Annotated in this window: 11 protein-coding genes and 2 pseudogenes; 1 reads left to right on the top strand and 12 read right to left on the bottom strand. The window is 34.4% G+C overall.

The genetic code is table 11. The features are described 5' to 3' along the window. Positions 1-26: 26 nt before the first annotated feature. The 3 genes from tkt to BUB45_RS00055 all read right to left on the bottom strand — a co-directional run bounded on the left by tkt (position 27) and on the right by BUB45_RS00055 (position 3,200). On the bottom strand, positions 27-2,033 hold the full coding sequence (gene tkt, locus BUB45_RS00065; protein ID WP_073003975.1) for a transketolase: 2,007 nt from the start codon (positions 2,031-2,033) through the stop codon (positions 27-29). A gap of 100 nt (positions 2,034-2,133) precedes the next feature. After that, on the bottom strand, positions 2,134-2,367 hold the full coding sequence (locus BUB45_RS00060; RefSeq protein ID WP_073003973.1) for a DUF896 domain-containing protein: 234 nt from the start codon (positions 2,365-2,367) through the stop codon (positions 2,134-2,136). A 188-nt stretch (positions 2,368-2,555) separates the two neighbouring features. Next, positions 2,556-3,200, bottom strand: coding sequence for a YneB family resolvase-like protein (locus BUB45_RS00055; protein ID WP_073003972.1), 645 nt, complete (start codon positions 3,198-3,200; stop codon positions 2,556-2,558). A gap of 278 nt (positions 3,201-3,478) precedes the next feature. On the opposite strand from BUB45_RS00055, the gene lexA reads away from it, so the two are divergent. After that, positions 3,479-4,102, top strand: a complete 624-nt coding sequence (gene lexA / locus BUB45_RS00050) for a transcriptional repressor LexA (RefSeq protein ID WP_073003970.1) — start codon at positions 3,479-3,481, stop codon at positions 4,100-4,102. Positions 4,103-4,164: 62 nt separating this feature from the next. Here the strand turns inward: lexA and BUB45_RS00045 are convergent, their stop codons facing one another. The 9 genes and pseudogenes from BUB45_RS00045 to BUB45_RS19700 form a co-directional block, all read right to left on the bottom strand. After that, positions 4,165-4,983, bottom strand: a complete 819-nt coding sequence (locus BUB45_RS00045) for a MerR family transcriptional regulator (RefSeq protein ID WP_073003968.1) — start codon at positions 4,981-4,983, stop codon at positions 4,165-4,167. 269 nt (positions 4,984-5,252) lie between these two features. Next, entirely contained in the window at positions 5,253-6,593 is a 1,341-nt protein-coding gene (locus BUB45_RS00040) for a dihydrolipoyl dehydrogenase family protein (RefSeq protein WP_073003967.1), read from the bottom strand. An 85-nt stretch (positions 6,594-6,678) separates the two neighbouring features. Further along, positions 6,679-6,807 (bottom strand): annotated as a pseudogene (locus BUB45_RS00035) (manganese catalase family protein); the annotation flags it as partial. Positions 6,808-7,326: 519 nt separating this feature from the next. After that, entirely contained in the window at positions 7,327-7,566 is a 240-nt protein-coding gene (locus BUB45_RS00030; RefSeq protein ID WP_073003965.1) for a hypothetical protein, read from the bottom strand. A gap of 1,369 nt (positions 7,567-8,935) precedes the next feature. Further along, positions 8,936-9,460: pseudogene (locus BUB45_RS19480) on the bottom strand (peptidoglycan recognition protein family protein); the annotation flags it as partial. A gap of 853 nt (positions 9,461-10,313) precedes the next feature. Then, positions 10,314-11,261 (bottom strand): hypothetical protein, encoded by a 948-nt coding sequence (locus tag BUB45_RS00020; RefSeq protein ID WP_073003962.1) that lies wholly within the window; start codon positions 11,259-11,261, stop codon positions 10,314-10,316. Between the two features lie 201 nt (positions 11,262-11,462). Then, a complete protein-coding gene (locus BUB45_RS00015) occupies positions 11,463-11,924 on the bottom strand; it encodes a hypothetical protein (RefSeq protein ID WP_073003961.1) in 462 nt (153 codons plus the stop codon). 18 nt (positions 11,925-11,942) lie between these two features. Next, the gene (locus BUB45_RS00010) at positions 11,943-12,932 is read right to left on the bottom strand and encodes a hypothetical protein (protein ID WP_073003959.1); all 990 of its coding nucleotides are present in this window, start codon (positions 12,930-12,932) and stop codon (positions 11,943-11,945) included. A 179-nt stretch (positions 12,933-13,111) separates the two neighbouring features. Continuing rightward, positions 13,112-13,567, bottom strand: a 456-nt coding sequence (locus BUB45_RS19700; RefSeq protein ID WP_342068333.1) for a hypothetical protein, incomplete at its 5' end; no start/stop codon positions are given.

Genomic DNA, 13,567 nt, shown 5'->3' with positions numbered 1-13,567 from the left:
AAACTTGCAGGTCACTCTTTTTTTACTTAATTAACAAATGATTCTACGTGCTTAACTACATTTTCCACGGTAAAACCATATTCTTTCATTACTTTCTCCCCATTTGCAGAGGCTCCAAAAGTATCAATACCAATAATTTTCCCGTGTTCACCTACATATCTTTCCCAACCGAATGGAGACGCCATTTCAATAGCTACCCGATTCTTGACAGTTTGAGGTAGAATTTGTTCATGGTAGCTCTTATCCTGTGCTTTAAATCGATCCCAAGATGGCATACTTACTACGCGAGCTTCTATACCTTTTTCCTTCAGTTCGGCTTGGGCACGAATCGCTAATTGTACTTCCGACCCAGTTGCCAGAAGGATTACATCAGGCGTTTCTTTATTTGCTTCACTAATAATATAAGCACCTTTTTTAACACCCTCATACGCATGTTCTTTCGTACCAGAAAGCGTAGGTAAATTTTGCCTGCTTAACACAAGTGCTGTCGGTGTATCTGTAGATTCTAAAGCTAATCGCCAAGCTGCTTGTGTCTCGTTTGCATCAGCTGGTCGAATAAGCGATAAACCAGGCATTGCTCGTAGTGAAGCAAGCTGTTCAATAGGTTCATGCGTTGGACCGTCTTCCCCTACCGCAATAGAATCATGTGTAAACACATAAGTGACAGGTGTGTTCATAATTGATGCAAGACGAATGGAAGGTCGCAAATAGTCACTAAACACAAAGAAAGTACCAGCGAATACATTTAATCCACCGTGTAATGCCATACCATTTAAAGCTGCGCCCATTGCATGCTCTCGTACACCAAACCAAATATTTCTACCAGCATAGTTTTTACGAGAGAAATCATCTTCCCCGTTCATGGTAGTTTTATTTGAGCCGGCTAAGTCAGCACTACCACCAAAGAAGTTTGGAACGGTTTTAGCAATAGCGTTCAATACTTTTCCAGAAGATGCCCTTGTAGCTAGTGTATCTTGTTCCGGTTCAAAAACTGGAAGCTCTTTGTCCCAATCTGCAGGAAGTTCACCGTTGAGAGCAAGCTCAAACTGATTAGCTAATTCTGGGTACCTCTCTTTATACATTGCTAGATGTTGATTCCAGTTTTCCTCCTCTTCAACACCTCTTTTAACTGTTTTTTGGTTGAAATCTTCATATACTTCTTCGGGCACATAGAAATCTTCTTCGTGTGTCCATTTATAAAATTCTTTTGTCAGTTTCACTTCATCTTCACCTAATGGAGCGCCATGAGAAGCTGCCGAAGCAGATTTATTTGGAGACCCATATCCAATGATAGTTTTCACTTCAATTAAAGTTGGTTGTTCTTGATTTTCTTGCGCTGCTTTAATAGCTTGTCTAATTTCATTGACATCGTTACCATCTTTGACAGTTAATACTTGCCAGCCGTATGATGCAAAACGTTTTTCAATATCTTCAGAGAAAGATTTATTTAAATCCCCATCTAAAGAAATATCATTAGAATCATAAAGTGCTATCAATTTACTTAATCCCAGATGTCCTGCTAAAGACGCAGCCTCATGAGAGATACCTTCCATTAGATCGCCATCGCTCACTATTGCATATGTAAAGTGATCCACCACCGCAATATCTTCTTGATTAAATTTAGCAGCCAAATGTGCTTCTGCCATTGCCATACCGACAGCCATACCAATACCTTGTCCTAAAGGCCCAGTAGTTGCTTCTACTCCATCCGTATGATGAACTTCAGGATGTCCGGGCGTCTTAGATCCCCACTGTCGAAAGGATTTTAGATCATCCATGGATACTTGGTAACCAGATAAATGTAGTAAACTGTACAATAACATAGATCCATGGCCTGCTGATAAAATAAAACGATCACGATTAAACCATTTTGAATTTTTTGGGTTATGGTTCATAAAGTCAGTCCATAACGTATAAGCCATTGGCGCTGCTCCCATTGGGAGACCTGGGTGCCCAGAATTTGCATGTTCAATAGCGTCAATAGACAATGTCCGGATTGTATTAATAGATTGCTGCTCAATTGTATTTACCATTTCAGTAAAAACTCCTTTCATAATCATGCCTATACTCATTCTATAATGAAACCTATTTTGCTACAAGTGAAATCATGCACTTATAGCAAAATAGGTATTACTACTTATTGTTGTGCTTTTTTTGTAAATCTTTTACTTTTTTCGGTGTTACATCATTTCCCTCTGGATCAACTACTTTCATTGTTTTAAACTGATTTTTAAATGATTTTCTTACACCCTGTAAGTATTCCTGACGTAATTTTTTTTGTTCGTTTTGTTCAGAAATAGTTAGTCCGTCCGCTTTAGATTTTCTTGCAAGCTCATTAATACGTTCGATCTTACCTTTTGATAGCATCCATCTACCCTCCCTCAGCATATATTTTCATTCCGTTAAATGATAAGTTTTCGTTGACAAAAATTGCACTTTCTTTCATTGTACAAGAGATGTCATTGAGATAAAATAGGTGTGCTTATCAACATGATTTATTTACATTACCATATAAAAAAGAGAAGGGCAAAGAACTTGTCCTTCTGAGAATAATTTTATTTTTGTTTGCTTTTGTATTCTTGATAGCGTCTATGGACAGTAGCCTTTGATACATTGTAACCTAGACCATTTAATGTATTAGCAATTTCTTTAAACGTCAGACCAGTTTGGCGTAAATTAATAACTTCTTCAACAGGAAATTCTAATCTTTGCCTTCCTGGGGCTTCATTTCTATTCGAAAGATTTAAAGTAGGATCATAACCTTTTGCAATCGCCTGCTTCATCCCTCTTTTTATCTTCATATTATGTATTTTGCGTTGATACTCCTCCACAATTCCAACGATCTGCAACACCATGGAATCTGCTTCCGATAACTCTAACTTTCCTCCATGAAAACTTGTATAAATTGGAACATGTAATTTCTGCAGCTGGTGAAAAAGGGCAATTTTTGTATTTCCCCTACCTAACCGAGTCTCGTCTTGAATCAATAAACAATCTGCCCTTTTTTGAGAAAAAATCTCTAACATCTTAAATATCCCATCTCGATCGATACTATATCCGCTCTCTTGCTCTTGTATACAAGCGACCACAGCAAGTTGATATTCAGCTGCCAGTTTAACCAACTCCTGTTTTTGTCTTATTAATGATGTTTCTTGAGTTTCTTTGTCAGTACTTACCCTACAATATACAACTGCCTTCACAATGTTTACTCCTTCTATCATATTAACTCATTATAATAGAATAATATAAGAAACCTAATGTTAATGCAAAAGCTACAAGATAGAATGCGTCTGTTTTGGTCAGTTTTTGAAACATCTAATAGCCCTCCTTATACAATACAGAACTTTTGTTCGTGTTATACACTTATTATACTCGAACATATGATCTTGTCAAGCGTTTTTTCGAACGAATGTTTGCGCGAAGTTTTATCTAATGGTAAACTAAGGTTAATTAATATTATGTGCGAGGTGATAGATTCATGACTAAACTTTCCAAAAGGCAACAAATGATTTTAGATTATATAAAAGATGAAGTAATGCAAAAAGGTTATCCACCATCTGTAAGAGAAATTGCCAAGGCTGTGGGTTTGGCATCTAGCTCGACTGTTCACGGGCATTTAGCTAGAATTGAAGACAAAGGCTATATTAGACGCGACCCTACAAAGCCAAGAGCAATTGAGATCTTACATTTGGAAGAAGAGAATCCTATTCCAAAAGAAGAAGCACTTTATGCGCCTGTTATCGGAAAAGTAACAGCAGGATTACCTATAACAGCTGTAGAAAATATTGAAGAATATATTCCACTTCCTGCAAATACAGCTAACCCTGATGATAGTCTATTTGTTTTAGTAATTGAAGGAGAGAGTATGATTGAAGCCGGAATTTTAGATGGAGATATGGTAATCGTTAAACAGCAAAACACAGCACAAAACAGTGAAATTGTTGTTGCAATGACAGCAGATAATGAAGCAACCGTAAAACGTTTTTTTAAAGAAAAAGATCATATACGATTACAACCAGAAAATGCAACGATGGAGCCGCTTGTATACGATAATGTAACCATTTTAGGGAAAGTTATTGGATTGTATCGACATATACACTAAAAACTGCCAATTGGCAGTTTTTAGTGTATAAATATTGGGTTACTATGAATTTTGTTCTGTCATTATTCCCCTGTATAATGAACAGGACAATAAATATGCACATAGTAAACGGGGCTCTTTTCCTTAATTTGCGAAAGGTAAAACAATGAATAACAGTATTCTTCGAGGCACAACTGATGCGTAGTGGCATGTTGCTTTGCTTCTTTCAAGATTTCTTGCATCTTTCTCATATTAGAGAAGGGATTGCCTACAAAATTATAACGAAGTGCTGTTGGAAAACTAATTTTTTTGATATCTTGATCGATACTAGAAATAATGTTAGAGCAATATACTTCTCCTTTTTTAGGATGATGAAAATCCCTTAAGTTGTTTTGATAAACAATCATCGAAGTTTTATTCCAAAAAACATCTTCTTGGGAATCATACAGGTTGGATTCATTAATATTGAATCCTTTATCATCAGCTGTAAAGTTAAATCCTTTACAAATAAATATGTAATTATCCTTAACTACTTCCCACATATTTGGTTTTGTTTGAAAAGAGGCTAGTCTTCTATTTAACTCTTGTAAAAAATAAATTTTTTTATCTAATAACTCTCTCTCTAGCAATAATGTCTCTAAATAAGTCTCGTTAAATCCCGATACATCTGTCAAATCTTTATAATCAAGCCAGTTCTTAATTGCTTTTAAAGGTACACCTAGTTCACGCAACCAAGTCACATTACTAAACTTTAAAGCATCATTCAAAGAATAATACCTATATCTATTATCTTTAACAACAGAAGGAGTAACTAAATTCTCTTTATCATAATAACGCACTGTGTCACTAGACACCCCATGAAATTTGGCTATGTCTCCTGTTTTAAAATATTTTTCAGCCATATGTTAAAAACTCCTTTGTTTTGTCTTTAAAAGCGACTAGCATAAGGTGTGTAGATGTTATCTAACATACTATAGAATACGTTACAATTCTAAATTTATCAACGGACGTTACACAACTTAATAAGACAAAAAAGGAAGAAAAAATTGAAAAAGACCTGTATAATGAATACAAGTCTTTTTCTCTAGTACTATAAAAGGGTACCTGCTTGAATTCGTTTATTCAAGACTTGAGGTTAACATATGGTATTGAAGAAACGCTTTTATTTCAATTACTCAGTAGCTACGTTGCTTAACTGTGTCAGAATTTCACTATAAGACGGATATGGATGAATTGTATCTTTTAGTTTACGGAAGGGAATATGGAATGTTTTCATAAGTTGCAATTCGCCCAATAACTCACAGGCTCTTTCCCCTAAAATACTTGCTCCAATTATAAACCCATCTTGATCACAAATTATTTTGGCTTCTCCAGTTGTCTGTTGATCAACAACAGCCCTATCTAATTCAGAATAGCTTACTGTATAAACATTAAACTTGTCTTGAAATTTCTCCCTTGCTTCATTTTCAGTCATCCCTGTTCTAGCCAATTCTGGATGTGTGAAGGTGCACCAAGCTGGGTGTTGCTCTATGGGGGTATGCATTTCTAAAAATGCATGTCGCATTGCCTGTTTAGCTTGAAAGCCAGCCATATGAGAAAATAAATAAGGACCAACCGCATCTCCTACAGCATAAATGTTGCGAACTGAAGTTTCATTATATTCATTAACTTCAATGCCTTTGTTAGTATAGCAAATCCCCAAATCATCTAAACCAATATTTTCTATATTCGGCTTTCTACCTAAGGCAAACAATATCTGTTCTGCTTCAATATGTTCAAGTACATCGTTCCTATTTATAGTTAGTGTTGTAGTACCATTTGCTTGTTTTACTTCAAGCGCCTTCGCAGATGTATACAGTTGCACCCCTTCCTCTTCCAACGTACTCTGGAGCTGGTGTGCTAAGCCCTTTTCCTCTCTAAACAAAATACGGTCAGCCATTTCAACTAGTTTTACTTGCACTCCTAACCGTTGAAAAGCTTGCGTTAATTCAACACCGATAGGGCCGCCCCCTACAACGATTAGATTTTTTGGTAAATCTTCAAGCTGAAAGACGTTCTCATTTGTTAAATAGTTAACCTGATCAATTCCTTTAATAGAAGGAATAAGTGCTCTTGATCCAGTGGCAATAACTATATTTTCAGCAGTAATGATTTCATCGACTACACGTATGCTATGTTGATCGTTAATTTTCGCATCACCTTGAATATATTCAATACCTGCAGCCTGTAATTGCTCTACTGCCTCCGCTTGATGCGCTTTTTTTATTAATTGACGAACTTTACTCATTATTTGCTTCCCATTCACTTCAATGTTGGCATATTTTTTTGCCGTATGAATTTCATCAGCAAGTTGAATAAGTGCTTTACTTGGAATACAACCCGCCCAAGTACATTCTCCGCCTGGCTTATATTTGTCAACTAATACAACTTTTTTTCCCATACTAGCTGCTTCCATAGCGGTGTTTAGACCACCTGCTCCTGCACCAATTATTGCTACATCATATGTGAACATTGTACAACTACTCCTTTATCTATAGTTACTATGTTTGTAAGTATAAACTATGGAACGATTCCAGAGTCAATACCTACTGGATACACAGAAATCTGTAGTTCACTCGAATCTGTTTTCTTGACAGATCAATAATCCATTGGTATATCGTCCGCGCCTTTTCTTCCGCAGCAATATCTTCATACAAATTGGCAATAGGATCTCCTTTTGCTTTTAAAGACATAACAAATAGCTCCTACCAAATAAGTGGGTGCCGCCCTCTTTTGAAGAAGGCTATCTTTTATTTTAAGAGAAGATTTTTATGCCTTCTCTTTTTGTTTTATTAGCAGAAAGGAAATTAATGCTTACTGTCGAATCAATATTAAAAGGAGCGATAATATGCACTGTGGAGTGTGCAATGTAAAACTGAATCAAACTGAATATGTATACCTTGACGAATTTCACACAGTCACCCACGTTTTTTAAAAGAAATAGGCAATTATTGCTGTGGGGAGCATTAAGTAAATTGTTGATAGGTTGTAGTTAAATATCGCAATCTCATTTTATGCACCTTAGCTCATTCCGTTTTATATAAAATAATGGATAATAGAAGAAGTTGTTGACATACCATTGTTGATGAGTTTGATTTTTTCAAGCAGTTTCGTTAGGTAAAATAGGCAACGACAAGTTTAAAGGAGTAATGTAAACCCCCATTAAGACTTTATGAAACAAAGAAACGAAGCACTGATATGCTTCGTCACCATACAACATTTCGTAATTCTTTTTCTTCATTACCAGTTTTCAGCATTCCATCTGATTGCTCTTTCAGGATAATGCTGTTTACATTGTCTAAATTTATTATTGTATTTTTACTTTTGTACCAATTAGAATCATAGCGCTTTAAACTAAAGAAAAAATCTTTTTTACTTTCTCGCTCTTCCTCTGTAACAATTTCAGTACCATCTGTCATATGAAACGTGATTGTATATTTTTTCACTCCTTACACCTCCTTTATTTCTATAATATGATAAAATTAATAAATTTTCTCGTTTTACACCTTATCGTAAAAAGAGCATTAAAATAAAGCGTTGTTTCATTACATAAAATAATTACTACAAAAATCACTTATGTACTTACCATCGTAGCCTAACTAACTATTTTTTGATTCAATCCAATCTAAACGTGCATAATCTATTTTTGTTCTGCTACTATAAATGCTATTTTTAAATATGTACAAAAACGATCATTTATTGTACGCATTTTATCCCCATTATAAATTATAATCAGCCGGCCCTTGTAGTAGCTAGCTTTTGGCTACCCAATTCATGCGAGTATAGGTCAACATGCTAAGTTGTAATATTTATGCACATGTATAGATAAGCACGCTTTAAGCGCAAGCGTACATACTCTAGACAAGCAAAAAACTACATTTTGAAAGAGAGATATATTTTACAAGAAAGCCCTTCCACCATCCTTGATAAACTTGTTAGTCTCCTAGGAATATCTAAGTTATAGCGATATTCTATCATGCAAAAAGTACTGCCCAACTGTTAGAATTTATTTTAACAGTTGGGTTATTATCGACACGAGTACTTCGTATACTATTCTACTCTAACGTATTTATTACTTGCTGTAACATAATAAATTACGCCTTTGCTATTTTTAACCTTATACTGGTAGCCATTACCAACTTTTAATTTGTTTATGATGGTTGGAAAACCATCTCCTTTTTCTAGATGGCCAACAACATGTTTATCCGACCAAGAAGGTTGTTTATAAAAACGAAGCCTACCATTGTGAATAGATTCTACTCGTTTATCAATAAAGCTAGCAAGTGTATCCATTGATTCATTATAATACCCTTGTAAATCTCTTTTGTACACCCAAGAGTAAAGTTCTTGAAGGAGTACTTTGTTTGGCTCCGCCTGTTGCACAGTATACCTCTTTCCTTTATACTTTGACGGTATGGTCTGGCCTGTGTAATATCTCTTAGCTGTATTACGAAGATATACCTTGTCACCAGCTTCCATTGTTTGGTTAATACGTTGGCCGGACTCATTAGACATACTGCCAACAACTTGCACAAATTTTGGGTGTGCCGTAATAAAATATTTATCACCCTTACTATTTTTCACTTGATACATAGGTGATCCATGAACAAGGTATTTATCAACAATTATCCAACCATGACCAGGTTTAAAAGTGCCAGATGGGTTATTCCACCTTGGAGTGTCATAGTAATTTACATTTTCACTGTAAACATTTTTTATACGAGCTCCTGTTAAATCCGTTTCTATAGCTCTAACACCTTCTGGTTTTGCCGGCTTGGATGGCTTGGGCTCTAACTCAATTTCATCCTCCCAATGAAGATAGTAATTATAAACATCAGCTATAAATTCTGCCCAACTTACACGATTTGGTTCTAGCCAACTTTGTGGGTCACTCCTGCGGCTAGGGTCAAGCGTTGAATGCGCAACAATGTCCTTTTTTGGATTCAACTCATATTTTTTACAAAGATAAGCATGATACCAAACATAACGATCGTATGCTTTATCAAAGTTTCCAGTACGACAAAGCTCTATACCAATCGCAATATCGTTGGCATCATCGCCAAACATTTGGTTATCTCTTGGTACATCATAGCGTACATGCCAAGCTTTTTCATCTAAAGGAATAATCTCTAATATCTTATTGTCATCAATAAACGTATGAGCAGATATGTTGGGGTCAATATTTTGAAAGTAATGATAATGTGCATCTGCATCTGCATTATTATTCGCTGTTTCATGAGCAACTAAAAAACTTACACCTAGATTCTTAATTTGCGGGCGGGCATTTTTATTTGTAAGGTAACGACGTTCTAGCAAATACTTATCTTTAAGCTTCTGCATGTTATTTACCTCCCTTACTCTTTAAATATTTGCATAGTCTATTGATCTTTTCTAAGGGGTTATTCTTTCTCTGATGTCCATAAATTTAACACCATTGTCGTTATCGCTAATAAACCTTATGAACAATTCCGCCAACTTAGAATTCCCTTTGATATATCAAATGAAAAAAAGACATGCACGATTGGACTAGTCGTTCGTACTAAACTTGAACAAAAAAATTCAGCTCAGGCTTTAAAAGTTAACTCAATAACTATTAAAAATGTGCACATATTTAATAAAATAAACAATAAGATATGAGCGACTATTTTTCCGGATAATCTCTGGGTGTTTACCGAGAAACCAACAAACTATGATTTGAATTACCAAAACAAAAGCCCTCGACACCAATAGTGTCAGGGGCTTCCGCTATTAATAAGTTCTTATATATTGCTCTCTTTCCCACGGGTGTACTTGTGTTTTAAATCAGCCCCTTGCTTTATTACTAATTCATACTGTTTCAATAAATAGGTTTTAACAGGTTTTTATGAAAATTCTCTTTCAACGATTATCATACTTTTTCATTTTTTTGTGGGTGTTTCGTGGGTGCATTCGTGGGTGTTTATATTAAGATTAAAGCCTGCCAATTGCAGGCTTTTTTACATCATTCAAAAGTTAAATTATAATTTAATTCTTCAGCTAAATAATCAAAACTAGAGGGATCTTTTTCATCGACTAAATCAAAAATTAACCTCAATTCATTTACATCTGGTTTTTCAATGATAAACCCTTGTATGTACTCTTTTTTTTACTTTGTTTGGGAAGAATTAAAAAGAAAAAAGTAGGGCGATTTTAAACGTCCTACTCAATCCCATTATTATTCATATACAAATTCAACACGTCCAATAAAATCTGCCACAGTGTAGGGGTCGAACGGCTCTACATATATTGTATAAGCATTATCTAAAACTTCTTGAGCAAGTTGACGATTTTCTTCTTCGGATTGTTTAGCTCGAGAATGGGATGGATTAGGATAAATCGTGATATATCCGTCGCCATTGGCTGTATAGCTAATGTAATTAGAATCCATTATAGTGCTAGATAAATGAGTTACGTCATCTGGATAAACAATATCATCAGCAATCTGAAAGACTGGATCATCAGCTGAACTATGATTTATCTTAACAACAGGATCTTCCCACACAAGCCATTGATCTAAACTTGGTTCACCATTTATTGTCAAAATAATTCGTGCATAATCAATTTCTGATTGATTATAGTGAGTTTGTAAATCCTGACTAGACATAGAATAAAATGATTGTCCATTTGTAATTGAATGCATAATTTTTTTATCACCTTCATAACGTAGCTCGAATTGTTCTGTTTCACTTTCGCTGTGAAGCGTTAAAATATTTTCTTCTATTGTTTTATCAAGAATGGTAGAAGCCATACCTACATCCCAAAGATTAAAACTTCTATAGGAATCGTCTCCAATCACCCTTATATCTAACCCTATAGGAGAGTTGTACGGCTCTCCTTCAAATAATGCATATGTTCCTTTAAAATCTTCATATGTATAAGTTAATTCTTCACTCATTCCCTCTTCCTCCGGATCAGCTGCATTTGTCTCTTTATCTTCTTTCTCAGTTTTCGAAATTCCTGTTGATACTGGTTTTTCTATGTTTTCTTCTCTACCAAGAACAGCGATTCCAACAGACACCACAACAACCACCATTAACCAAACCCACCATTTTTGATAAATTCGTTTTGGTGGTTTTGAACGAATTTGATTTCCATGTTCATCATAATACTTTTTCTTGGCCAATTGATTTCCTCCTATATTTGATTTTATATTCATTAAAAATATAACCAGTCAAGTGTGTAAATCCCCCTTCCCCTTTTTCCCTAATTATAACAATTAAAAGCTTTTAGTCTAACAAAAAATGCCACCTACCCGTAACTCATTTCGATTATGGTTACAGGAGGTGGTTTGTTGTGGGAAAAAACTTGCAGTGAAAGTTGAAAATTATATTTCTCCTTTATTGTATTTCCGTATTAACCTAATTAATTTAAGAACATTAAAGGTTGACTTAATAAAAAATACCAATCCTGTCAAAAATAACGAAAACACAATTTCTTTTATAAAAATATCAGTATCACGGCTAACAGTGAATTCTATATTACTAAATAAAAGTTCCAAAACAGCTGAAAGAATATGCATTATTAGACCGATTATAATTCCGTTAATATAACTATCTAAATAGCCATGTTTATCTAAAAAAACGATAATTTCTTTATCTAATATACCTACTATTATCCCTAAACTAGTAAACAAAAAACCTGCAAAAATAGAATTAACAGAAACAAAATTACTGTTGTAAATTTCATTTTGGGCTAACAGTTGCTTGTTTATTACAATTGTAAAAGTTATTAAACAACTAAGGAGTAAGGCAACATTTAACTTATTCCTACGAATAAAAGTATTCAAGTAACACCACCCTTTACTTTAAGAAACTTTTATATAATTTTCTAAGTCTTCTTCATTTACCTTATAGACGGAAAGTAAATTTTGTTTTATTTCCTCATGGATGATTTCTTGAACTTTATAATGGTAATCCTCGTCGTTATAATCTAATTCATCTATTTTTCTATCTATTTGTTTTGTATTCATCCTGGTTTTACGGACAAAAATCTCGTCAAAAATGTTATATTTATGGGTGTATTCTCCTTCATTCTTGGCATTAAAACTTAATTGTTTTACGTCTCCAAACTTGTTACCTTTCACTTTTTCAACTAGCGTACTTAAATTATTCTTTATATCATCTACTATATTTTTATCTTTTTTTCCAGTAATACTTATTTCAATAGTAGCCGATTTCAACTCTCTTAATTTTAGAATGTCATCCACAGGTAAATTTAAATGATCTTTATCTAATAGATCATTAATTGGTAAAGCTATTTTATAATCCATTTTACTGATTTTCTTTTTCTTTTTTAATACTTCTAAAGCATCTGGAACAAGAATTGGAACAACTTCTAAATACTCTGATTCGGAAAAATATCTTTTCGCTATTCTTTCTATTTTCTTAATCTGAGGTGCACCCAATTCGGTTATATAAGTAACTACCATATTGTACTTATTAATAATTAAATACGTGAATATCTCTATTTCCTGATCTATTGCTTTTTGTATAGGTGAAGCACGTAACGTTTTTTTATCTCTAAGATGAACTGTTTTAATGTCCTGCATTTTGCCAAGCCTTGCAAAAATGTAATCATTAGTATTACTCAACACTTCTAGAGTGATTTGATTATTACCCATCTCTAGAATTAGACAACCCTCTGATAATTCTTTGCTTAATACATCTTCAAGTTTCAACCTCAGTTTATTCTCTGAAAAATAACTACGTTTCAACTCATCTGCTTTCCCTGGTACGCTTACTAATTTCTTTTCTAAATAATTTAGTTTGTGAAAATGCACTGTTTTATAACTCAAGAAATACCACCCTTTATTTGTCTTTTTCCTTATGATGCTCAGGTATAATTTCGACAAATAGGGACTATTTTCCTGCTTTTTATAGTATATATTTCCTTTAATAAATCATAACAGAACATACATTCTTAATCAAGTTGAATATTTTTAGCCCCATCCAACTAAGGACGGGGCTTTTTAAATCAATAAACGTCCGATTTACGCACCCAAGACATAATACCATCGAGTAGCAAACGATCTGATTTAACCTGTTTAACCGTGTATGAGTTACCCTTAACAAAGTCAGCAATCGATTCGCCAGTCGCAAATTTGCTTGCAGATTTTTTAACCGTTACTTTTTGGCCAACAGAAAATGATTTTGATTTTGGTTTGCTGGATGCGGTAGAACCACCTACATCTGATTTATATACCCACGAATAAATTTCTTTAAGCAGCACCCTATTTCCCTTTACTTGCTGCACAGTGTAGGTTTTGCCTTTAATGCTAGACGGTATATTTTCACCAGTAACATATTTTTTCGCTCCCTTGCTTAGGTATACCTTGCTGCCAACTTTTATGGATTTAGTAGAGCTTTTGCTACTAGAAGAGTTCGACTTACTGCCAACATCACTCTTTTTGACCCATGAATATAACTCTTT

Source organism: Virgibacillus chiguensis (assembly GCF_900129865.1).
Classification (GTDB): domain Bacteria; phylum Bacillota; class Bacilli; order Bacillales; family Amphibacillaceae; genus Virgibacillus; species Virgibacillus chiguensis.
Note: the sequence above shows the minus strand (reverse complement) of the source record. Positions and strands in the feature narration are given on the sequence as shown.